26 protein-coding genes and 1 pseudogene are annotated in these 21,770 nt (G+C 65.3%); 9 read left to right on the forward strand and 18 right to left on the reverse strand.

Annotation, left to right across the window (positions count from 1 at the left end):
* Positions 1 to 11 precede the first annotated feature (11 nt).
* Positions 12 to 854, forward strand: a complete 843-nt coding sequence (locus tag JN302_RS07675) for an aldo/keto reductase (RefSeq protein ID WP_446720743.1) — start codon at positions 12 to 14, stop codon at positions 852 to 854.
* Positions 855 to 873: 19 nt separating this feature from the next.
* On the opposite strand, the gene JN302_RS07680 is transcribed toward JN302_RS07675, so the two are convergent.
* From JN302_RS07680 to JN302_RS07735, 13 genes and pseudogenes are all read right to left on the reverse strand, one after another.
* On the reverse strand, positions 874 to 1,356 hold the full coding sequence (locus tag JN302_RS07680) for a methyltransferase family protein (protein ID WP_202332484.1): 483 nt from the start codon (positions 1,354 to 1,356) through the stop codon (positions 874 to 876).
* A 92-nt stretch (positions 1,357 to 1,448) separates the two neighbouring features.
* A complete protein-coding gene (locus tag JN302_RS07685; RefSeq protein WP_202332485.1) occupies positions 1,449 to 2,378 on the reverse strand; it encodes an NAD-dependent epimerase/dehydratase family protein in 930 nt (309 codons plus the stop codon).
* The gene (locus JN302_RS07690; protein ID WP_202332486.1) at positions 2,375 to 3,202 is read right to left on the reverse strand and encodes a glycosyltransferase; all 828 of its coding nucleotides are present in this window, start codon (positions 3,200 to 3,202) and stop codon (positions 2,375 to 2,377) included. Before JN302_RS07690 ends, JN302_RS07685 begins: the two co-directional genes overlap by 4 nt.
* Positions 3,199 to 4,419 (reverse strand): NAD-dependent epimerase/dehydratase family protein, encoded by a 1,221-nt coding sequence (locus tag JN302_RS07695; RefSeq protein WP_202310979.1) that lies wholly within the window; start codon positions 4,417 to 4,419, stop codon positions 3,199 to 3,201. Before JN302_RS07695 ends, JN302_RS07690 begins: the two co-directional genes overlap by 4 nt.
* A 119-nt stretch (positions 4,420 to 4,538) precedes the next feature.
* A complete protein-coding gene (locus JN302_RS39580) occupies positions 4,539 to 5,330 on the reverse strand; it encodes an MgtC/SapB family protein (protein ID WP_342215987.1) in 792 nt (263 codons plus the stop codon).
* 69 nt (positions 5,331 to 5,399) lie between these two features.
* Positions 5,400 to 5,696: pseudogene (locus tag JN302_RS39585) on the reverse strand (MgtC/SapB family protein); the annotation flags it as partial.
* 163 nt (positions 5,697 to 5,859) lie between these two features.
* Positions 5,860 to 6,381 (reverse strand): RNA pyrophosphohydrolase, encoded by a 522-nt coding sequence (locus JN302_RS07705; RefSeq protein ID WP_202310981.1) that lies wholly within the window; start codon positions 6,379 to 6,381, stop codon positions 5,860 to 5,862.
* A gap of 8 nt (positions 6,382 to 6,389) precedes the next feature.
* On the reverse strand, positions 6,390 to 7,550 hold the full coding sequence (locus tag JN302_RS07710; protein WP_202332487.1) for a divergent polysaccharide deacetylase family protein: 1,161 nt from the start codon (positions 7,548 to 7,550) through the stop codon (positions 6,390 to 6,392).
* Between the two features lie 273 nt (positions 7,551 to 7,823).
* Entirely contained in the window at positions 7,824 to 9,149 is a 1,326-nt protein-coding gene (locus JN302_RS07715) for a S41 family peptidase (RefSeq protein WP_202310983.1), read from the reverse strand.
* Complete coding sequence (locus tag JN302_RS07720) at positions 9,139 to 10,461, reverse strand: murein hydrolase activator EnvC family protein (protein WP_202332488.1); 1,323 nt, start codon at positions 10,459 to 10,461, stop codon at positions 9,139 to 9,141. The genes JN302_RS07715 and JN302_RS07720 overlap by 11 nt, the downstream gene beginning before the upstream one ends.
* 209 nt (positions 10,462 to 10,670) lie before the next feature.
* Positions 10,671 to 11,153 carry a 23S rRNA (pseudouridine(1915)-N(3))-methyltransferase RlmH gene (gene rlmH, locus JN302_RS07725; RefSeq protein WP_202332489.1) on the reverse strand — a complete coding sequence of 161 codons (483 nt, stop codon included), beginning with the start codon at positions 11,151 to 11,153 and terminating at the stop codon, positions 10,671 to 10,673.
* A 23-nt stretch (positions 11,154 to 11,176) separates the two neighbouring features.
* Positions 11,177 to 11,548 (reverse strand): ribosome silencing factor, encoded by a 372-nt coding sequence (gene rsfS / locus JN302_RS07730; RefSeq protein ID WP_202332490.1) that lies wholly within the window; start codon positions 11,546 to 11,548, stop codon positions 11,177 to 11,179.
* A 221-nt stretch (positions 11,549 to 11,769) separates the two neighbouring features.
* Complete coding sequence (locus tag JN302_RS07735) at positions 11,770 to 13,122, reverse strand: MFS transporter (protein ID WP_202332491.1); 1,353 nt, start codon at positions 13,120 to 13,122, stop codon at positions 11,770 to 11,772.
* A gap of 107 nt (positions 13,123 to 13,229) precedes the next feature.
* On the opposite strand from JN302_RS07735, the gene JN302_RS07740 reads away from it, so the two are divergent.
* Positions 13,230 to 13,631: an ACT domain-containing protein gene (locus JN302_RS07740; protein ID WP_202332492.1), complete on the forward strand. Its 402-nt coding sequence runs from the start codon at positions 13,230 to 13,232 to the stop codon at positions 13,629 to 13,631.
* A 351-nt stretch (positions 13,632 to 13,982) separates the two neighbouring features.
* Here JN302_RS07740 and JN302_RS07745 read toward each other — a convergent pair whose 3' ends face one another.
* From JN302_RS07745 to JN302_RS07750, 3 genes are all read right to left on the reverse strand, one after another.
* Positions 13,983 to 15,017, reverse strand: a complete 1,035-nt coding sequence (locus tag JN302_RS07745) for an aspartate-semialdehyde dehydrogenase (protein ID WP_202332493.1) — start codon at positions 15,015 to 15,017, stop codon at positions 13,983 to 13,985.
* 115 nt (positions 15,018 to 15,132) lie between these two features.
* Positions 15,133 to 15,255, reverse strand: a complete 123-nt coding sequence (locus tag JN302_RS39590) for a hypothetical protein (RefSeq protein ID WP_274609260.1) — start codon at positions 15,253 to 15,255, stop codon at positions 15,133 to 15,135.
* Positions 15,256 to 15,302: 47 nt separating this feature from the next.
* The gene (locus tag JN302_RS07750) at positions 15,303 to 15,815 is read right to left on the reverse strand and encodes a winged helix-turn-helix transcriptional regulator (protein WP_202332494.1); all 513 of its coding nucleotides are present in this window, start codon (positions 15,813 to 15,815) and stop codon (positions 15,303 to 15,305) included.
* A gap of 102 nt (positions 15,816 to 15,917) precedes the next feature.
* Between JN302_RS07750 and JN302_RS07755 the strand changes: the two genes are divergently transcribed.
* The 7 genes from JN302_RS07755 (at position 15,918) to JN302_RS07785 (ending at position 20,254) form a co-directional block, all read left to right on the forward strand.
* Positions 15,918 to 16,715 carry an SDR family NAD(P)-dependent oxidoreductase gene (locus JN302_RS07755; RefSeq protein ID WP_202332495.1) on the forward strand — a complete coding sequence of 266 codons (798 nt, stop codon included), beginning with the start codon at positions 15,918 to 15,920 and terminating at the stop codon, positions 16,713 to 16,715.
* A gap of 110 nt (positions 16,716 to 16,825) precedes the next feature.
* Positions 16,826 to 17,482 carry a glutathione S-transferase family protein gene (locus tag JN302_RS07760; RefSeq protein WP_202332496.1) on the forward strand — a complete coding sequence of 219 codons (657 nt, stop codon included), beginning with the start codon at positions 16,826 to 16,828 and terminating at the stop codon, positions 17,480 to 17,482.
* A gap of 2 nt (positions 17,483 to 17,484) precedes the next feature.
* Positions 17,485 to 17,856, forward strand: a complete 372-nt coding sequence (locus tag JN302_RS07765) for an ArsR/SmtB family transcription factor (RefSeq protein ID WP_202332497.1) — start codon at positions 17,485 to 17,487, stop codon at positions 17,854 to 17,856.
* Positions 17,856 to 18,329 carry an SRPBCC family protein gene (locus JN302_RS07770; RefSeq protein WP_210382591.1) on the forward strand — a complete coding sequence of 158 codons (474 nt, stop codon included), beginning with the start codon at positions 17,856 to 17,858 and terminating at the stop codon, positions 18,327 to 18,329. The genes JN302_RS07765 and JN302_RS07770 overlap by 1 nt, the downstream gene beginning before the upstream one ends.
* Positions 18,330 to 18,347: 18 nt before the next feature.
* Positions 18,348 to 18,827 (forward strand): SRPBCC family protein, encoded by a 480-nt coding sequence (locus tag JN302_RS07775; RefSeq protein ID WP_202332499.1) that lies wholly within the window; start codon positions 18,348 to 18,350, stop codon positions 18,825 to 18,827.
* Positions 18,828 to 18,878: 51 nt separating this feature from the next.
* Complete coding sequence (locus JN302_RS07780; RefSeq protein ID WP_202311009.1) at positions 18,879 to 19,625, forward strand: DUF899 domain-containing protein; 747 nt, start codon at positions 18,879 to 18,881, stop codon at positions 19,623 to 19,625.
* 20 nt (positions 19,626 to 19,645) lie between these two features.
* The gene (locus JN302_RS07785; protein WP_202311010.1) at positions 19,646 to 20,254 is read left to right on the forward strand and encodes a glutathione S-transferase family protein; all 609 of its coding nucleotides are present in this window, start codon (positions 19,646 to 19,648) and stop codon (positions 20,252 to 20,254) included.
* Positions 20,255 to 20,473: 219 nt separating this feature from the next.
* Here JN302_RS07785 and JN302_RS07790 read toward each other — a convergent pair whose 3' ends face one another.
* Both JN302_RS07790 and JN302_RS07795 read right to left on the reverse strand, forming a co-directional pair.
* Positions 20,474 to 21,310 carry an alpha/beta fold hydrolase gene (locus JN302_RS07790; protein WP_202311011.1) on the reverse strand — a complete coding sequence of 279 codons (837 nt, stop codon included), beginning with the start codon at positions 21,308 to 21,310 and terminating at the stop codon, positions 20,474 to 20,476.
* Positions 21,307 to 21,693, reverse strand: coding sequence for a hypothetical protein (locus JN302_RS07795; RefSeq protein WP_202311012.1), 387 nt, complete (start codon positions 21,691 to 21,693; stop codon positions 21,307 to 21,309). Before JN302_RS07795 ends, JN302_RS07790 begins: the two co-directional genes overlap by 4 nt.
* Positions 21,694 to 21,770: the final 77 nt, after the last annotated feature.

Here is a 21,770-nt window from a genome sequence, read left to right on the forward strand (position 1 = left end):
TCCGCGAAGGGATGGATGCAATGAAGGTCGTCACGCTCCAGGCAGGCGAGGTGGTTCCCCGTCTCGGCCAGGGCACCTGGAATATGGGCGAGGATCCGCGTCGCCGCGCCGAAGAGGTGGCCGCCCTGCAACTCGGCCTCGACCTCGGCATGACCCTTGTCGACACCGCGGAGATGTATGCTTCCGGGGGCGCCGAAGCGATCGTCGCGGAGGCCATGGCCGGGAGGCGGCAGGAGGTCTTCATCGTCAGCAAGGTGCTGCCGACCAATGCGACGCGGCGGGGTGTCCAAAAAGCCTGCGAGGCAAGTCTCGAAAGATTGCGAACCGAGGTCATCGACCTCTATCTGCTGCACTGGCGCGGCGCGGTGCCGCTATCGGAAACCATCGAGGCTTTCGAGGAGCTGAAGTCGGCCGGCAAGATACGGCATTGGGGCGTCAGCAACTTCGACACGGACGACATGGAAGAACTGCTGCGCCTCCCGGCCGGTGCGGCGGTGCAGACGAACCAGGTCCTCTACAACCTCACACGACGCGGTATCGATTACGACCTGCTGCCCTGGTCCAACCGTCGCCGCATCCCGGTCATGGCCTACTCGCCGGTGGAGCAGGGCAGGCTCGGCAACGAGAGGCGGCTCGAGGCGATGGCACGACGCCTGGGCGCCACTGCCGCGCAGGTCGCCTTGGCCTGGTTGTTGCGCCAGGACGGCGTGATCGCCATCCCCAAGGCCAGCCGTCCGCAGCATGTCAGGGACAACCGGGCGGCACTCGACCTCGAACTGACGGCTGAGGATCTGGCTGAACTCGACCGCGCCTTTCCGCCTCCACGGGGCAAGCGGCCGCTGGAAATGATATGAAGGCCTGCGCGTGAGATGGTCATAGCCACCTGCGGACGCTTTGCTTGTAGCCGAGATAGGCGTCGCCGAACTTGCGCGCGAGATAGATCTCTTCGCGCGCCACCACGCCATGGCGGATCACCAGATAGAACGGCACCAGCAGGATCAGATGCCATAGGCTGTCGAAGCCGATGGAGACACCGACGAGGCCGATGAACATGGCGACATAGATCGGATTGCGGCTGTAGCGATACGGGCCATCGGATACGATGCTGGTCGTCGGTACGCTTGTCGGGACCGCCGTTCCTGCCCGGCGAAAGGTCGAGGCGGCAAAGATCAGCAGCGCGAGGCCGGCGAGGAAGACGAGGCCGCCGACCCAGCCGGCCGGCATTGCGGCCGGCAGAAACGGCAGCGGATAAAGCCACTGAAGAACGAGCCCCGCCACGACTGCCAGCGCCATGGCGATCGGTGGGCGCACGATCGGCCCGGATGTGTCGTGGAGATTGCCGCTCGCCTCGCTCATGCTGTCGCCAAGCCGTGATCGGATCTTGCCGGAGATCATAGCACATGAAGTGCCTCGATGTGGAAGCCTTGGCGCGGGCGGTGGGATACGGTTCAGGGGCCCTGCAACAACACCAGGCGCTCATGTTCCGTGACCAGCCCCACTACCGTTTCCCGAAGTAACCGATGGCCGCCCGGCCGCCATCCCAAGGCTTGCAGCCTGTCGGTCGCCATGACGCCCAGCGAAGAGGCGTCCGCCCTGACAGGCAAGGCATGCGGCGATCCCGTTCTTTCTTTGACGATGGCGAGCAGGTCGTGCCGGTCCACCACTATGTCGGAGACGTTGAAGAGCTTCCCGGACATCGTTTTGGCGGCCACCGTGAGCATCAGCTCGACCGCGGCGGCCACATCCTCGCCATGGACTTCCGTGCCGGCTCGAGGCTCTATGGGTTTGCCCGCGAGATAGTCGCCGAGCAGTGCGGACCATTTATGCTCCCGGCCCGGTCCCGCCGGACCGTAGACGCCGGTGATGCGCAGCGATGCCGTAGCGAATTCGGGCGTTGTCAGCCGGCCCAGGGCCGACTCGGCGGCGAGCTTGGCCTTGCCGTAGAGCGTGTCGGGGGCGCAGGCCAGGTCCTCGTGCAGAGGAGCACCAGGCGCCTCCCCGCCATAGGCGGCGCGGCTGGACAGGAAAATGGTCCGCGCCACGCCGGCACGCCGGGCCGCATCGAACAGGGCGACCGAACCCTCATGGTTTCGTCGCCAGAAGCCGTCGGGATCGCCGCCCTCGCCGCCCCTGTACTTTCCCGGCAGATGATCGAAGGCTGCGTGGACGAAGAAATCCATCCCGTCGAATGCCTGGAATTGATCGCGGTCGGGGTCGAGGGCTCCCTCGAGGAAGCGTACGGGATTGCTGAAGAAGCCTTTCGGCGGAGACGTGCGGCCTAGCACAATGACGTCGTGGCCGGCCGCAGCGAGATGCTCGACGATGAACCGTCCGACCAGGCCGGTGCCGCCCGATACCAATGTCGCCGGCCGTCTCATCCCCGCGCGGCCGGGGCGGGCAGGGCGGCGATGTCGGGGATAGGCCCGCCGTCGTGAAAGGCCTGCCACAGTGCGATCAACGGGCCGAGCCTGTCGGCCTTGGGATGGTTCTTCTCCCAGGGCTTTTCATACTGGTAGTGAAGCACCGCGATCGACTTCCAGTCCCACAGTTCGGGCAGGTTGAACCAGACATATTGAAGCATGTTGCAGAACACGGGCAGGCCGTGCCAGTCGGGAAAGAAGGCCTGCAGGAAGGTCTGGTCGGTCCGCGGCCAGAAGGCATCGGGCCGGTCGAGACGGGCGAGCATGCCGGCAAAGGTCTCATGCGACGGCTTTGCGACGAATACGCCTGAATTCAGCCGGTGGAAGTCGGCCAGGCTCTCATAGACGTTCGGAGCGGCCGAGAACTCAGGGTAGGAGAACAGCCGGTCTATGTTGCGCAGCACGATCGCATCGGCGTCGATGAAGACGATCTTCTCAAATTCGACATGCTGCCACAGGCGAAGCTTGGCGAAATTGTCGAGCGGTGTATGGAATTCAGGCTTTCGTCCCTTGGTGAAGGGCGCATTGGCATGAAGCCTGGCCCGCGCATGCCGCTCGTTGAACGCCTCCGACGTCGGCAGCAGCTCCGCCTCGCACAGGCGTGCGCCCAGCGCGGAGAGCGGCGCGAGGTCGCGGGCAGCAACGCCACCTGTATACAGCACGAGGATGTCCGCTTCGGTGCCGGTCAGGCGCAGTGAGCGGACCAGCGCGAGCGCGCCCCTCGCATAGTCGGCATTGGTGACCAGCGTCGCATAGGCGCGGCCCGCCGAGACCTTGGTCACGAGACGCTCTTCAGCCGCTTGCCCTCGGGGTCGCGTTCCAGCGTCGGGGCGATGTCCTTCGTCCAGGCGGACACGGCCGGAATGCGGCTCCGGTCGACGCGATAGGCATATTTCTTCGCTACGTCGATGACTTCCGAGAGCAGGCCCTTTTCCAGCGTGATCGGTTCCAGGCCGAGCTCCCTGAACTGGTCGTTGCGTACGACGAGTTCGTTCTCGACCGCCTCCTTGCGCGGATTGGGCAGATGCGCGATGCGTGCGCCCGTGATCTCGGAAACGATCCTGGCCAGGTCGCGGACGCGGTGCGTCTCCGTCATCTGGTTGAAGATCTTCACCTTGTCGCCGCGCTTGGGCGGATTGTCGAGCGCGAGCTCGATGCAGCGGACCGAATCCTGGATATGTATGAAGGCGCGGGTCTGTCCGCCGGTGCCGTGCACTGTGAGGGGATGGCCGATCGCCGCCTGGATGAGGAAGCGGTTGAGCACCGTGCCGTAGTCGCCGTCATAGTCGAACCGGTTGATGAGCTGCAGGTGCTGCCGCGTCTCTTGCGTGTGCGTGCCCCAGACGATGCCCTGGTGCAGGTCGGTGATGCGCACGCCGTCGTTCTTCGCATAGAATTGGAAGAGCAGCTGATCGAGGCATTTGGTCATGTGGTAGATCGAGCCGGGATTAGCCGGATAAAGGATGTCCTGGCTCGCCGTCTCGCCGGTCAGCGTTTCGATGCCGACTGACAGGTAGCCCTCCGGGATGGCCGCCCCGATCGTCGAATAGCCGTAGACGCCCATTGTGCCGAGGTGGACGAGATGGGCATCCTGATCGAGCTCGACCAGCGCGTTGAGCAGGTTGTGGGTGGCGTTGACGTTGTTGTTGACCGTATAGTTCTTGTGCCGGTCGCTTTTCATCGAATAGGGCGCGGCGCGCTGTTCGGCGAAATGGATGACCGCGTCCGGCCGATGGTCGGCCAGCCAGCGTTTGAGCACCTCATAGTCGCGCGCGAGGTCGATCAGGTGGAAATGGATGCGCCGCCCGGTCTCCAGATGCCAGATGCGGGTGCGTTCCTGGATGGAATCCATCGGCGTCAGCGACTGTACGCCGAGTTCGGTGTCGATCCAGCGGCGCGACAAATTGTCGAGAATATGGATCTCGTGGCCGCGCGCCGAAAGATGCAAGGCCGTCGGCCATCCGATGAAGCCGTCGCCGCCCAGAATTGCAAGCCGCATCGAATCGCTCCCTCGCTGGTAAGACGCATTTGCCGCACATCTAGTTTGACAGCAATTTCAAAGCGAGATGCGACTGGATCGATCACAAAAGGTTTCCAGTCGACACATAAGTAGGGCAGTCACGCCACGGCGGACAGCCAGAAGACGGCCGCGCCGGCGACGAGCGAGACGGGCAGCGCCAGCGCCACCTGGATTGCGAAGGCGCGGCTGCCGAAGGCGATCGCGTAGGCGGCTTTCGCCATCGTGTTGGAGGCCACGGCGATGCCGATCGCCGCGGCGGCCACCGTCGTCGACAGCGTGTCCAGCATGCCCGCGACCGTCACGGTCACCGCATCGACGTCGGCCAGACCCGACAAGGTGGAGACCACCAGCACGCCGCTCTCGCCATACCATGCAGCGGCAGCGCGCGCGATGAAGGCGACGGCGACGAGCACCAACGCCATGGTGACGACGGAATCGAGATCGAACGGGTTTTTTGGTTTGTGTTCCTGATGCTCCGTCGCGTCCTTGCGGGCGAGCAGGCCGGCATAGGCGATCATCACCAAAGCGGCAGCCAGTAGGGCCGGTACGAGAAGCTTCATCAACGGGGCAGCCAGCAGGCCGACCAGGAAGGCGGTCCTGATACAGGAGACGGCCGAGGCCGCGAGCGTGCCCGCCGCCAACGTAGGGGCATCGGCGCCGTCGGCCGCGCGGCGGGCATTGGTGAGCGTGGTTCCGGTCGAGGAGACCAGGCCGCCCACCGCTCCGGCCACCAGCTCGCCGCGCGCGCTTCCCAGCATCTTCACCGCGATGTAGCCGCAGAAGGAGATGGCGGCCAGCATGATGACCAGTATCCAGGTCCTTGCCGGCGAAATGCCGCCGAACGGACCGATCGGATCGGAAGGAACCAGCGGCAGGATGACGAAGGTCATGGCGAGCAGGATGATCGCCGCGCGCAGCTCGTCCCAGGAGAGCCGGCGCACGAAGCCGTGCAGCGCTTCGCGGCTAGCGAGCACGGCGACCAGCACGACACCGCCCGCAGATGCCAGGCCAATGTCGCCGACGACCGCGACGACGCCGAGCGCGAAGGTCAGCATGGCGGCGACCACCGATGTGACGCTGAAGTCGTTCTCGGCGACCTGTTCGCGATACTGGAAGACGGCGAAAACCGAGGAGAAGGCAATGAAGACGCCGACCACGGTGATCGCCGCCGCGGGGCCCGACTGCGGGAACGCGTGCGCGATCAGTCCGGTGACGCCGCCCAGCATGCCGATGAGGATGTAGGTCCTCAGCCCGGCCGTGCGTCCCCCCGCTCCGGCGTCGCGTTCACGTCAATGGCGTTCGGCGCCGACCAGGGCGCCGATCGCGATCGCCAGACCGAGCCGCTCGAAGATTTCGATGTCCATGAGCGGACCTTATCGGCCGAATTGCTCAAAGCGGTCAATCGCGACAATAAGCGGGTCACGCCAGATGCCGGAAGGCGGCGACCACTTCTTCATAGACTTTGCGCTTGAACGGCACGATCAATTCGGGCAGCTCGGCCATAGGCTTCCACGCCCAGGCGTCGAATTCCGGTTCGTGGCCGCCCGGAGGCGGCTGGATGGAGATCTCGCTGTCGTCGCCCTCGAAGCGGAAGGCGAACCATCTCTGCGCCTGACCGCGGAATTTTCCCTTGAGCGCGATGCCCAGGACCTCGCGGGGCAGATCGTATTTGATCCACTCCGGCGCCTCGGCGAGCAGTGAGACGGAGCGGATCCCGGTCTCTTCATAGAGTTCGCGGCGGGCCGCCGGCAGGGGCTCCTCGCCCTTGTCGATACCGCCCTGCGGCATCTGCCAGAGCTGCGTGCTGCCGGCGAACTCGCTGTCCGACGCGGCGATGCGCCTGCCGGCCCAGACGAGCCCGTCGCGATTGAGCACCATGATGCCCACGCACGGGCGGTAGGGCAGGGTTTCGGGGTTGATCGTCCGGTTCTTCTTGGCCATGATTTCCGTTATCCGCGCTCGGGATCGCTGGCAACAGCAGAGACCGGGACGATCTCGATGCCGCGACGCTTCGCCTCTTCCACCCAACTTGCGACGGCATCGACGGTCGCGTCGAAGGCGGAGCCGGTGCCGACGGCATAACCCTTGGCGCGGGCGATGCGCTCCAACTCGTCGAGCTTCTTCAGGATATCGCCGCGCTCCCGGGCGGCGTCGATTGCCGTGTCGCCGGCCACGAAGGGCACGCCCGACTTCAGGGCGAGCTCGGCCGCCGTGCTGCGGGCCGAGGAGCCGTCGTCGAGATAAAGCAGGCCGCGCCTGCCGAGTTCCTCCATGAGGGGCGCCATGGCGTCGGCGTCGGCCGAGAAGCGCGCGCCCATGTAGTTCATCACCCCGGTGTAATTGGTGATGCGCGACAGCGACCAGCGCAGGGCCTCGACGTTCTCGGCCGGGCTGGCCGCGACCGTCAAAGTGTTGCGGCCGGGATCGACATTCGGATAGTCGAACGGCTCCAGCGGCACCTGCATGACGATTTCGTGGCCGCGCTGGCGCGCAGCCTGCATCCAGCGGCCGAGGCTGTTGCCCTGCGAGGCGAAGGCGAGCGTCACCTCGGGAGGCAGCTTTTCGATCGCCTCCATCGTCCCCGTCTGGGAAACGCCAAGGCCGCCGATCACGATGGCGACGCGGGCGCCGCGGGCGCCCGACCACGGCCGGGCATAGACATCGAAAGGCCGCCGCCCGTCGGCGGAGCGGATCGGCAGCGGGCCTATGGCCGACGCCTCGATGAGCGCTTTGTCGGGCAGATGGGCCACCCTGAGATTCTGCCCGATCGCCGATGGATCGCGGAAGACGACGACATTGCCGCCCGAGCGCGGCGTTTCGGGGTCTACGCGGATGATTGCAGGGCTTCCGTCGGTCGGGGCCTGCTTGGAGGGCGCGGGATGGGCCCGGGCAATGTCGGACGCAGGGGCGGGCTCCGGAGCCGCCGCGACGACAGGCGTGCGGAAGGGCCTTTCGCGCAGGGCGACAAGGCTGGAGGCCGCCACGATGACGACAGCCGCCAGGACCAGCCCGACGCCGCCTTTCGTCACCTTGAAGAGGCGCCGGCCTTGCTGCCGCGCCTTGGCCGACTGCCCGAGCGGGCTGTCGAGGGAATTGTTCGCTGGCGACATCGCGCCCCCCTGCCGCGAACCGGTTTCCGAAGCATGTCTCCCGAAAGTGTGCTGCCGTTTCGGGAAAAAGACATGCGCCAAATCTAGACCCTAAAGCGCGTCGCGACCCTTCGGATTCGCTTTGCACGCTTTAGCTGTTTGTTCTTGCGCATGTCTTTGTCCCCGAAACCGGTTCCCGCATCAGGGAGACATGCTTTGGAATCGAGACTGCCGGAATCGGACGACCCCGGCAGTCGAGCAACGATGACACGGCGGCCGGTCGGCCGCCCGTCGCTACTGGTCGAGCACGGCCTGGTCCGGATTCGGCGGGAAGGCCGCATCCGTCTTGGCGCCGCGCAGCAGGTCGAGCGCGTGGCCGAGCTGGAGGTCGTCCTTCGGATCCGGCGGCACGTAGGCGGCAGAGCCCGAGCCCTGATCGCTCTCTTCGACGCCCTTGATGTGACCCTTCAGATCGGACTCGCCGCGCGACACGTCGCGACCCTGCAACTCCGGCGGCAGCGGCTGCTCGATCTTGATGTCGGGGGTGATGCCCTTGCCCTGGATCGACTTGCCCGACGGCGTGTAATAGAGCGCGGTGGTGAGCCGCAGGGCACCGTTCTCGGCGAGCGGGATGATGGTCTGGACCGAGCCCTTGCCGAAGGACTGGGTGCCGAGCACGGTGGCCCGGCGCTGATCCTGCAACGCGCCCGCGACGATCTCGGACGCGCTGGCCGAGCCGCCGTTGATCAGCACGATGATCGGCTTGCCGTCGGTCAGGTCGCCGGCGCGCGCGTCGAACCGCGTGATGTCCTTCGGGTCGCGTCCACGCGTCGAGACGATCTCGCCCCGGTCGAGGAAGTCGTCGGAGACCGCCACGGCCTGGTCGAGCAGGCCGCCCGGATTGAGGCGCAGGTCGAGCACATAGCCCCTGAGCTTGTCGGCCGGAATCTGCTTCTTGATCGTCTCGATCGCAGTGCGCAGATCGTCGTCCGTCTTTTCGGTGAAGGACGTGATCTTCATGTAGCCGACATCGTTCTCGACGCGGAACTTGACCGCCTTCACCTTGATGACGTCGCGCACGATGGTCAGCTTGATCGGCTTGTCGGCCCCTTCGCGCAGGATCGTGAGCTCGATCGGCGTGTTGACCAGGCCGCGCATCTTGTCGACCGCCTCGCTGAGGGTGAGGCCGCGCACCTCCTCGCCGTCGATCGCCGAGATGAAGTCGCCGGCAAGCACGCCTGCGCGGGCCGCGGGCGTGTCGTCGATCGGCGTGATCACCTTGACGAGCTCGTTCTCCATCGTCACCTCGATGCCGAGGCCGCCGAACTCGCCCTTGGTCTGGACGCGCATGTCCTTGGCGGCATCGGGATTGAGATAGGAGGAATGCGGATCGAGCGAGGTGAGCATGCCGTTGATGGCGTTCTCGACCAGGGATTTCTCGTCCGGCGGGGTGACGTACTGGCTGCGCACGCGCTCGAAAATATCGCCGAAAATGGCCAGCTGCCGGTAGGTCTCGGACCCTGCCGCATTCGCCGTCGTACCCACCGCCCCGTGGACCAGGCTCATGGCCGAGGCACCCATCAGCGCTCCGGCAAGCAGAAGCGACACCTTACGAATCATTTCCTGTCCTTCCAGAAAGACGCTCCGACCACCACGGTGCCGGATCGACGGGTTTTCCATCCTTGCGGAACTCAATATAGAGTTCCGGCGCGGTATTGCCATTCTCGAAAGCCGCAGCGCTCGCCACCCTGGCTTCCCCCATGGTGCCCACCGGCTCGCCCGCCAGGACGGACTGACCCAGCGACACGCTGATTCTGCCCATTCCCGCCAAGACGACATGATAGCCGTCGCCGGCGTTCAGGATCAAGAGTTGACCATAGGAGCGGAACGGACCGGCATAAAGCACGCTGCCATCGGCGGGCGCGGTGACGATGGCGCCCGATTGTGTCGCAAGCATGTCGCCCCGCATCACCGCGCCGTTACCGTCACCCTTGCCGAAACGGCGGCTGAAACGGCCGGCCGCGGGCAGCGCCAGCTTTCCCTGCATCAGCGAGAACGGCGCTGTCTCGATCAGCCGGTTGGCCTCCGGCACCGGCAGGGCGGCGAGCGTCGCCTCGCGCGCCTTGCGTGCTTCCTCGGCGCGGCGCGCCTTCTCCTCGGCCGAACGGGTGGCGGCGATATCCTTCTCGAGGGATGCGATGAGATCCTGCAGATTCCGGGACTTTGCGGCGAGCCGTTCGGATTTCTGCCGCTCTTCGTCGAGCGCCGCCTCGGACTTCTGCTGGAGCGTCTGCTTCTCCAGCAGGAGCAGGTTGAGCCGCTGCTGCTCGGCGACCTGCTCGCCGATCGTGGCGCTCAGCCGGTCGCGCTCGGCTTCGATCGTCGCGGCGATCCGGGCGAGTTCCTTGAGATCGTTCAGCAGCACGGTCGTCTCCGCGCGCAGTTCCGGCACCACCGCGCCGAGCAGGATGGCGCTGCGCACGGAGGAGAGCGCGTCCTCGGGCTTGACGAGCAGGGCCGGCGGCGGGTTCAGGCCCATGCGCTGCAGCGCTCCCAGCACCTCAGCCAGCACGTCGCGCCGCGCGCTGAGCGAAAGTTGGATCTCCTCCTGCTGCCCCTTGAGCCCGGCCAGGCGGTCGGTGATGTCCTCGACGTCCTGGGAGAGCTTCTTTTCGGTCTTGGCGGTCTGGATCAGGGCGGCCGTCAGGCTCGCATGGTCCTTGCGCATATCGGCGATCTCGGCAGACAGCCGGTCGAGCCGTTCCTTGGACAGCGCGACCTCGCGCGAGACGCGCTCATATTCCGCCTGGCTCTCGGCCTGACGGGCCTCCATCTCCGCGGCGCCGTCGGCTTCCTGGCCGAAGGCCGGCGGCGCCGCCAGCGCCGCGACGAGCAGGAGGAGCCGCGCCACCGCGCCTGATTTGGACAACATAGCGCTCACCGTGCCAACCGGATCATGAAGCCTCGACCTTAGAATCGGGTCGTTAACGAATCATCAACCATAACATCGGCGTTGCCCGACCGCCCACGGAGGAGCTAAGCGCGGCATCGTGTCGAAATGCCGGCGCGGATCTTCGCCGGACGTATCATGCCCGCGGTCGACAAGATCGGCAGCAGGAGCGCTCTTCTGGCCCATCGGTTTCAGGCACGATGATAGGGGTGGCCGGAAAGGATGGTCGCGGCGCGATAGAGCTGCTCGGCGAGCATGACGCGCACCAGCTGATGCGGCCAGGTCGCGGCGCCGAAGGAAATCACCAGCTCGGCGGTGTCGCGCAGGGCCGGATCGTGCCCGTCGGCCCCGCCGATGGCGAAGACGAGGCTCTTGTGGCCGCCGTCGCGAAGGGTGGCGATCTTCTGCGCCAGGGCTTCGGAGGAAATGTTCCTGCCGCGCTCGTCGAGCAGGATAAGCGTGGCGCCCGGCGCGAGCTGGGTGCGCAGACGCTCGGCTTCCTCACGCTTGCGCTCGGCCACGCTCCGCGCGCGGCTTTCCGGCACTTCGGAAACGCCCGGGAATTCCAGCCCGACGGCCGGCCCGCTCTTGGCGAAACGGTCGAAAAAGCGGTCCGCCAGTTCCTTTTCGGGGCCGGCCTTCATCCGGCCCACGGCGTGTACCGCAATACGCATGTCCAGACCTCAGGCGGAAGCGCTCAGTGGAGCGTCTCTTCCTCGAGGTCCGGTGCCAGCCACATCTTCTCCAGATTGTAGAACTCACGGACTTCCGGACGGAAGACATGGACGATGATGTCGCCCGAATCGATCAGGACCCAGTCGGCGCTGGCCAGGCCCTCGACGCGGGCATTGCCGAAGCCGCCATCCTTCAGCGCCTTGAGCAGATTGTCCGCCACGGCGGCGACATGGCGGTGCGACCGGCCCGACGCGACGACCATGAAGTCGCCGAGGCTCGATTTACCCTGGATGTCGATGGGGACGATGTTTTCGGCCTTGGAGTCTTCGAGACTGGCAAGAACCGTCTTGAGGGCGCGGGACACGAAGTCGTTCATCCCGGCCGGCGAAGGCACGATATCGGCCTTCTTCCGTAGTGCTGTTCTCAGTGTCTTTCCTTTCGCGACAAGAACAACCAAATCACCCGACGAAGCAGGCGATACAATATAGATAGTCAGAGTTGGGTAACAGTTTCAAGACGCCTGCGACCGGCCAAATGTTCGATATGGACCGCCGCAGCCGACCTATGGTCGACGGCTTCCCGGGGGGCTCTACCTCCACGGAGGGAGGCGATCGGTCAATTCCGCAGGTTCGGCATTCCTGCCGCCGCCTCCCCGAATGCCGGTTCCGGATCCACCGCGCCGTGATGGTCGGCCGGGCCCTCGGACGGGAAGGCGAGATCAGCGGCCAGAGGCGCCTGCGCCGACATCGGCGCGAAGGGAGAGGGGATCTCCGGCTGCGCCGCCGGCGATTGTGTGAGCCGCCAGACGACGAAGGCGCAGAAGGTGGCGGCGATGGCGACCGCGACATACATGAAGGCTTCGGTGCCGAAGGCAGCCGTCAACGCCGTCGCGGCGCCCTGGATCAGGAAGCCGGACAAGGACCACGCGAACAGCATCGTGCTCGAAAGCGCGACCAGATCCTCCTTGCCGGCGCGGTCGCCGGCATGGGCGCTGGCGATCGAGTAGATCGATTCCGTGGCGCCGCTCCAGATCATGAAGATCAGGACGACCGTAAGGAAAGGGGCGCCGATGGTCAGGCTGGCTGCCAGGCCGGCCAGCGTCACCACGGCCGAGGCGGCGACCAGGACGTAGCGGCGGTCGGTTCGGTCGGAGAGCCAGCCGAAGGGAAGCTGGATGAGGATGGTGCCGAGTTGCATCGACAGCAGCAGGACGGACACTTCGTTCTTGGTGAACCCGCTGTCCGTGGCATAGATCGGCGCGAAGCCGGCGACCATCATCGAAAGCCCGCCGACGGCAAGCATGCCGGCGAGACCGACCGGGGAGATGCGCCAGGCCTGGGCAATGGCGATGGAGGCGGATTCCGGCGCCGGCGGCGGCCGCAGGCTGGTCAGCCCGACCGGAATGATCGACAGGGCGGCGAAGCAGACCGCGACGATCGGCGCGGCCGGCGTGTCGATCGGGATGAAGCTCAGCGTTAGGGAGCCGAGGCCGAGCCCCACGATGTAGCAGATGTAGAAGATCGCCATGACGCGGCCGCGGATGGCGTTTCCCACGGCGTCGTTCAGCCAGCTCTGCGCGACGATGAAGAGACCGCAGATCGCGAAGCCGTAGAGCGCGCGCGAGGCCATCCAGAGCACCGGATATGTACCCGCGGCAAGGGCGGCATTGGACAGGATGATCATCGCCGAGACGGTCATGTAGGCGCGGGCATGGCCGACGCGTCGCACCATGGCGCCGGTCAGGAAGCAGCCGAGCATTCCCCCGGCCGACAGCCCCGTCAGGATCAGCCCCGCCCAGATCGGCGGAAGCCCTTCCGCGCCCAACCGCACGGGTACATAGGCGAAAAGCAGACCGTTGCCGACCGCCACCAGCGTCACCGAGACGATGACGCTGGTTATGGCGACAAGCGATGCGGGCGCCTCGCCTGCGCCTGTGTCTTCCCGAGGCTTTTCGCGTAATGTGGTCATGCGGCGGAGCTTCGCCGGCAGTGCGGCGACATGAAGCTGCAAAAGCGACATCGGCGCGCGCTGGACCACAGGGAAGAAGCCGGTGGTATGACCTGCGAGGAACGGGAATGCAGGGTGAAACGGATCTGGCCGTTCTGATCGGCGGCATGAAGCCACGGCTGCGCAACGGGGTCTATGTCTTTGCCACCCTGCCGCCGGGCCAGCCGGCGCCGCCCACGGTCGAACCCGTGATGGTCTTCCGGGAGGCCGAAGGCTGTACATTCATCCTGACAGAAGGGGACGCCGCAAAGCTGGGGCTCGACGTGACCTTCCGATGCCGCATGATCACGCTCGAGATCCACTCCGCGCTGGAAGCAGTCGGTTTCCTGGCGGCGATCACGACGCGGCTGGCGGCGTCAGGGATGGGCGTCAACCCGGTCTCGGCCTTCTATCACGACCATCTCTTCGTGCCGGCGGACCGTGCCGAGGAAGCGGTCGCGCTGCTGGAAGAGATGGCGCGGGAGGCGTGAGTGCTGCTCGCTTGCCGCTGGGTTACCCCTCATCCGACCTCGCTGCGCGAGGTCACCTTCTCCCACAAGGGGAGAAGGCCGGAGCCTGGCTTGGCCGGCTCTGCAAATCGTCAACGCCTGCGATTGGCCGAGACGCTGCTGCAGGGTGTTTCCTTCTCCCGTTGTGGGCCCCTTGTGGGAGAAGGTGGCCGCGCGCAGCGCGGTCGGATGAGGGGTACTCCACGATCCGCCAATGTCGACGATCAAGCCCGCGACCGCGGGCCGCCGGTCGTCCGGCGCGCCCGCGCAGGGCCAGCCGCCGTCAGGCGGCGGAACGGCCCGTGAGCGATGCAATACCGCCCTTGAGCGACATCAAGCCGCCTGGCGCTTGGGCTGGATCAGCCCGCGCTCGACCAGGAGTTCGGCGATCTGCACGGCGTTGAGAGCGGCGCCCTTGCGCAGATTGTCCGACACCACCCACATGGCGAGGCCGTTTTCGACGGTCGAATCCTCACGGATGCGGGAGATGTAGGTGGCGTCCTCGCCGGCAGATTCGAGCGGCGTGATGTAGCCGCCGTCCTCGCGCTTGTCGATGACGAGGCAGCCGGGCGCCTCGCGCAGGATTTCGCGCGCCTCGTCGGCCGTGATCGGCTTCTCGAACTCGATGTTGACGGCTTCCGAGTGGCCGATGAAGACCGGGACACGCACGCAGGTGGCGGTCAGCTTGATCTTGGGGTCGAGCATCTTCTTGGTCTCGGCCACCATCTTCCATTCTTCCTTGGTGAAGCCGTCCTCCATGAAGACGTCGATATGGGGGATCACGTTGAAGGCGATGCGCTTGGTGAACTTCTTGGCCTCGACCGGATCGGCGACGAAGACGGCGCGGGTCTGGGTGAACAGCTCGTCCATGCCCTCCTTGCCGGCGCCGGACACCGACTGGTAGGTGGCCACCACGATGCGCTTGATGGTGGCGCGCTCATGCAGCGGCTTCATGGCCACGACGAGCTGCGCGGTCGAGCAGTTCGGATTGGCGATGATGTTCTTGCGGGAGAACTGGGTGATCGCGTCGGCGTTGACCTCGGGCACGATCAGCGGCACATCGGCGTCGTAGCGCCAGGCCGTGGAATTGTCGATGACGACGCAGCCCTGCTTGCCGATCTTCGGCGACCATTCCTTGGAGACGTTGCCGCCGGCCGACATCAGGCAGATGTCGGTGTCGGAGAAGTCGTAGCCGTCGAGCGCCTTCACCTTGAGGGTGCGGTCGCCATAGGACACTTCGGTGCCCACCGAGCGGCGCGAGGCGAGCGGCACGACCTCGTCGGCCGGGAAACCGCGCTCCTCCAGAATGTTGAGCATTTCGCGGCCCACATTGCCCGTGGCGCCGGCGATCGCAACCTTGAAACCCATGGCTTTCATCTCCTGTTCCCTCTCCGCTCGTTTCGCTTCGGGAACACCGCCGGCCGATGCGGGTTCTCGCTCCCCCGGCCTGACCCGGGGAGAGAGGGCGAGCTGGCCAAGGGATTCAGACGGTTTTGGTCGTCGTTTTTTTGGCCGGGGTTTTGGTCGAACGGAGACGCGCACGATCGCTCTCTCCGGCATGGCCGGGGAAATCGACTGCAAAAAGCGCCATCAAAAGGCCGCGCATGGAGGTCTCCGTATCGACCGCGCCTTTTACGCGGTTTCCCGCAATAGTCAATCGAGCGATCGTGCCGCAGCCTGCCTGGCCACCACCGCTTCGTAGGCGGCCTGCAGGGTGGCGCGCACGGACGGTTCGCCTGCGCCGGCGGCGATACCGAGATGCTCCTGGCGCAGTTCGGCCATGAAGCGGTCCCAGAGCGGCTGTCCGCCTTCCTCGAGGAGCTGCGCCCGGATGCTGAGTTCGGGTGTGGCCGGCAGCCACCTGCGGCCCCAGGCGCCGAGTTGGGCAAAGACCGGAACCAGCGAGATCGCCATCTCCGTCAGGCTGTAGATGGCCTTCTGCTTGTGCGTCGGATCGTCCGCCCTGGTGAGCAGGCCGAGCTCGACCAGCGACTTCATCCGGTCGGCGAGGATGTTGGACGAGATGCCTTCCTCGGATCGCAGCAATTCGCGGAAATGCCGTTTCCCGCCGAAGATCATATCGCGCAGGATCAGCAGGCTCCATTTGTCGCCGAACACTTCGAGCGAGAGATTGATCGGGCATCCCGAGCGATGTGTCGCGTCCATTCCGCTACCTCGAAAAACCGGTTGCAAATCCGTATCAGTGATCATATGGTGCAACTAGTTTCATATTGCTATCAGTCTGTCGAAGCAAGCCGGAGGACGCAGATGCTGCTCCAGAACAAGACGGCCATTGTCTATGGCGGCGGCGGAGCGATTGGCGGCGCCGCCGCCAGAGCGTTTGCCCGGGAAGGGGCAAAGGTCTTTCTGGCCGGACGCAGCCTTGAAAAGCTGGAGGCAGTGGCCTGCGACATCGCGCGATTCGGCGGAGCGGCTGCCACGGCCGTGGTGGATGCGCTCGACGCGCAATCGGTCGAACGCCATGCCGAGGCCGTCGCGGAAGCCGCGGGCGCAATTGACGTGGCGCTGAATGCGGTCGGGATTTTCCATGTGCAGGGACAACCATTTGCGGAACTCTCGGTCGAGGACTTCATGCTTCCGATCGAAGCCTACACGCGGACGGTCTTCATCACCGCAAAGGCGGCGTCCCGCTTCATGGCCCGCAAGGGCTCCGGCGTCTTCATGATGATATCGACGCCGGGCGCGCGCCTGGCGGGCACCGGCTATCTCGGCTACGGCACGGCCTGCGCCGCGAAGGAGGGCATGGCCAGGCTGCTCGCCGCGGAGCTGGCGCCCGTCGGCGTCCGTGTGGTCTGCCTGCGGCCGCACGCCATTCCCGAAGCCTCCGCGAGAGGATCGCATAGCGAGAAGGTCTTTCGGCCGATAGCCGAGCGGGCCGGCCTCACCGTCGGCGAGATGCTTGAGGGAGCCGCGGAGGGCACGCTGCTCAAGCGCCTTCCCACCTTGGAGCAGGTGGCCGAAACGGCTGCCTTCATGGCGTCGGACCGGGCCGGCGCGATGACCGCCGTCGTTGCCAACCTGACTTGCGGCGCCGTGGTCGATTAACCCGGACAGTTACTGAAGCTATGACTTAACCATTGACCCCAATGGCCCGGTACTATAGTTAAGTGATGGCTTCACAATTGATGCCGAAACAAGGCGAGTTCGGAAAAACGATGTCCCTGACGCTCCATTTCCATCCGCTGGCTTCGTTCTGCTGGAAGGCTTTGATCGCCTTCTACGAGAACGGTACGCCGTTCGAGCCCGTCATCGTCGATCTCGGCGATCCCGTCTGCCGCGCCGCGTTCCTCAAGCTGACGCCGGTCGGCAAGATGCCGGTGCTGCGCGACGAGGCCCGCGACATGACCGTGCCGGAATCGACCATCGTCATCGAGTATCTCGACCGCCTCTATCCGGGGCGGGTGCGACTGATGCCGGACGACCCCGAGCTTGCATTGCAGGTACGGCTCGCCGACCGCTTCTATGATTTCTATGTGCACGAGCCGATGCAAAGGTTCGTCGCGGATTATCTGCGGCCGGCAGACCGCAGGGATCCTTACGGGGTCGACCAGGCGCGCGCCCAGATCGAAAGCTCCTGCGCGATCATCGATGCCGACATGGCGACGAAGCCCTGGGCGGTCGGCGATGCGTTCACGCTCGCCGATTGCGCGGCATTCCCCGCGCTCTTCTACGCCGACAAGGTTTCGCCGCTCCGCGAGCGCTTCCCCCATGTCAGAGCCTATCTCGACCGGCTGTCGCGGCGCCCGTCGGTGGCACGTGTGCTCGAAGAGGCGCAGCCCTATTTCCACCTCTTCCCGGTCAAGGAGGCCTGATCATGTATCATGATCCGGCCCAGATCGATCGGATGTTCCAGGCTTTGGCCGATCCGGCGCGGCGCATCATGGTCGAGCGGCTGAGCCTTGGCCCGGCTTCGGTGAGCCAGCTCGCGGAGCCGCTCGACATGTCGCTTTCGGCGGTCATGCAGCATCTGCAGATCCTGGAGACCAGCGGGCTGGTCCACAGCGAGAAGGTCGGGCGCGTGCGCACCTGCCGGATCGAGCCGCTGGCGCTCGGCACCGTCGAGCGCTGGGTCAGCGACAGGCGGGCGATCTGGGAGCGCCGCTTCGACCGGCTCGGCCAGTTCCTGGCAGAGAATCCCGGGGAGCCCGACCAGGGTCCGGCGCAATCGAAACCAGGGAGAGAATGATGACCAAGCGATCCGTCCATCCCGCCACCATCGTGCTCGAACGCGCCTACGAGGCTTCGCCGGAGCGGGTCTTCGCGGCGTGGTCCACGCCGGAGGCGCTTCTGCGCTGGGGATCGCCCGGCGACGACTGGGAGATGAGCTACGAGCGGTTCGAGTTCCGGGAAGGCGGAGGCGATCTCTGCCGCTTCGGCCCGAAGGGCGGCGAAGTCTATGTCAACGAGACCCGCTATTTCGACATCGTACCCAACGAACGCATCGTTTCGGCCGGTTCGATGTCGTCGGCGGGCAAACGCCTCTTCGCCGGCATGCTGACCGTGGAGTTCCACCCCTCCGGCTCCGGTTGCCGGATGGTGATGACCGAGCAGGGCGTGTTCCTCGACGGCTACGACCGGCCGGAGAACCATGAAGCGGGTTGGAACCACATGCTCGACCAGCTCGGCGACGAGCTGAAGCGCGGCCGCGCAGCCGCCTGAGCCACAGGGAGAAAGCAAATGACCGAACTCGCCAAGCCTCCCGTCAACCACGCCACGCTCGTCATCGAACGCGGCTACGAGGCGTCGCCCGCCCGCCTGTTCGCGGCATTTGCGAATCCTGTCGCCCGCATGCGCTGGGGCGTGCCGTCGAGCAATGTCGAGCTCGTCTACGACGAGGCGGATTTCCGCGTGGGCGGGCTGGACCGCAGCCGATGCGGCCCGCGCGGCAATCTGATCTATCACGTCGAGGCGCGTTACCACGACATCATCCCGGGACAACGCATCGTCTACTCGGAAGTCGTCCGCCAGGGAGAGTATCCGCTGTCCTTCGCGCTGATCACAGTCGACTTCGAGGCGACGGCAGGCGGCAGCCGGCTGGTCCTCACCGACCAGGTGGCCGCCTATGGCGGCGCAAGCATGGTCGACGGCCACAGGGCAGGCCTCGAAGGCGCCCTCGACAACCTCACCCTGGAGCTCGAACGCGACGTGGCGGCCTGATCGCCGCGATGCGATCGGCGACGATCGAACAAACGAAGGAAGGAGAATGTCATGACGTTGCCCGATATCGTTTCCCGCGAAGAATGGCTGGCCGCACGCAAGGCCCTGCTCGCCAAGGAAAAGGAGATGACGCGCGCCCGCGACGCGCTCAATGTCGAGCGCCGCATGCTGCCGATGGTCAGGATCGAAAAGGACTATGTCTTCGAAGGCTCCGCCGGCAAGGCCTCCCTTCTCGACCTGTTCGAAGGCCGGCGCCAGCTGATCCTCGGCCATTTCATGTTCGATCCGCGCTGGGAAAACGGCTGCCCCGGCTGTTCGGCCGGCGCGGACGAGATTTCGGACGGGCTGCTGGCGCATCTTCACAAGCGCGATACGACCTATGCCGCCGTCTCGCGCGCGCCGATCGCCAAGATCGAAGCCTACAAGGCAAAGAAGGGCTGGACCTTCCCCTGGTACTCGTCCTTCGGCAGCGACTTCAATTACGACTTCGACGTCACCATCGACGAGCGCGTGAAGCCGGCGGTCTACAACTACAAGACCAGAAAGCAGCACGAGGCTGCCGGAACCGGATATTATTTCGAGGGCGAGCCACCCCTCGAACAGCCCGGCACCAGCATCTTCCTGCGCGACGGCGACACGATCTATCACACCTATTCCACCTTCGGACGCGGCGCGGAGATGTTTGGAGGCTCCTACTACTGGCTGGATTTGACCGCGCTCGGGCGCCAGGAGCAATGGGAAGAGCCGAAGGGTCGCGCCGACCTGGTGCGAGAGGCCTCGCCGACTTTCGAGAATTGAACGCGTACCGGGAGGAAAGCATGAAACTCTACCAAAGCATCGGCCCGAATTCCTATCGCGTGCGCATCTTCATGGCCGAGAAGGGCATAGAGCTGCCCTCCGTTCAGATCGACTTCGCCAGGATGGAGCACAAGGCTCCGGAGTTCCTGAAGCTGAATTCGCTCGGCCAGGTTCCCGTGCTCGAGCTCGACGACGGCACCGTCATCACCGAGAGCATCGCCATCTGCCGATACCTCGAAGCGCTCCACCCTGAGCCGCCGCTGTTCGGCGCCGATGCGGTCAGCCAGGGAAAAATAGAAATGTGGAACAGACGCATGGAGCAGGAGGTGTTCGCGACCATCGGCAATGTCGCCCTCCACACCGACCCGTTTTTCAAGGAACGCTTGACCCAGGTGCCGGCCTTTGCCGAGGCTCAACGGGCTGACGTACCTCGCAAATGGGCCTGGCTCGACCGTGAGCTGGCCGACGGCCGGCCCTACATCGCCGGCGACGCCTTCTCGACCGCCGACATCATCGGCATGGTCGCGTCATGGCTCGGCGACGTGTTCGGAATGGTCATTCCTGATGGCCTCGACAATGTGGGCGCCTGGGACCGGCGGATGCGAGCGCGGCCGAGCTGGAACGCGTAGCCCTCAGCTGATGGAGGCGACAGGGCGGGACGGTTCCGCCCCCGTCGATGGCGCGCTGCAGCAGTGTTTCCCGCCGTTGATGGAGGCGAGCATCTCAGCGAGGTGCCATTTGTCGGCAATGAACCTCTGGATCCGCGGCGGGTGTGACGAGGGTATTCTCGTCCGGGAACGGCGGTGGCCCCGCGCCATGCGATTTCCTCATGGCGGGGGCCGCTGCGCTTAGCCCATGCGCTTCAATGCGTCAGCGAAATAGGGCCGGAAGGCCTGCGGGTGCTCGGACATCGGAAAATGCCCCAGCTCCGGCATGATCGTCAGTGTCGCACCGGCAATGGCATCAGCGGTGCGTCGCGCATCATGCGGCGTGCAGGTAAGGTCATAAGCCCCGACCAGCAGATGCACCGGCGTGCCGCTGGTGTCGATCAGATGCAGGCGCTCGATCAGGCTTGGGTCCTGCGTGTAGAAGGACAGGTCGCCGCGGAACACGCCGGGCCCAGACTGCATGAACATCCATAGTGTGGCCCAGCGGTTCTGGGCCGGTGCGTGCGGGGTGATGTTGGCCGAGACGAGGGCCGCTCCCATCTCGCCGCCATGGGCGTCAGGCCGATGGAACCAGTCGATATCGTACCAGGCGGGCTGGAAATCCGAGGCCTCGATGGCGATGAAGCCCGAGAAGCGCTCGGGGCGAAGTGCTGCGATCTGAAGCGCGATGCGCCCGCCCATCGAACAGCCGGCGAGGATAGGCTTGTCCAGCGAAAGGGCATCGGCCACCGCCAGCACGGTTTCGATATAGGATTCGGTGGTCAGCAGATATTCTTCCGTCTCGAAACCTTGCGGAGGCAGCGACTTGCCATGCCACGGCATGTCGAAGGCGATGAAGCGGTGCGAGCCGGTCAGGTCGGCATCGTTGAGGATATGCTGCCACTGGCGGGTGTCGGCGCCAGCCGTGTGCAGGCACAGAACCGGGCGGCCTTCGCCGGCCATCTCGACATAGATGCGCTGGGCGCGTCCGGCGACGGTGACATTGATATAGCGTCCGGTGATCGGTTCGAACCTCATGCCGGTCGTTCCTCATTGCCTTGAAGGCGGCCAAGCGCCATGAATTCCTTGAAGAAGCGCAGGTTCTTCACCAGCGTCAGGATGTCCCCGTCGATACGGCCGCGCCCGATCTTCACCAGCCCGAAAATGTCGTGGAACCCGGGTTTGGGGAGCGGTTCCCAGAAAGCTTCAAGTGCCGCCCTGTCGGTGCGCAACGCAAAGCGCCACGGCGTCCTGGTCGAGGGGCCAGGCGTGACCGACACCAGGCGCCCGTCGCGGAATTCAAGATAGAACGACTGGTCTTCGACCTCGATGAGGACGGTTTCGCAAAAGAGCCTTCCGAGGCGAAGGAGATGCGGCGTGGCGTTAAGCCGCTGCTGCATCGTCAACAGGGTTTCCAGCATGTGTCTTTATCCTCCGGCCGGCATCGACCTCGGCCGGCATCGACCTCTCCGAGGCGACGCGGCATCATCCCATCAAG

This window comes from Mesorhizobium sp. L-8-3 (genome assembly GCF_016756615.1).
Classification (GTDB): domain Bacteria; phylum Pseudomonadota; class Alphaproteobacteria; order Rhizobiales; family Rhizobiaceae.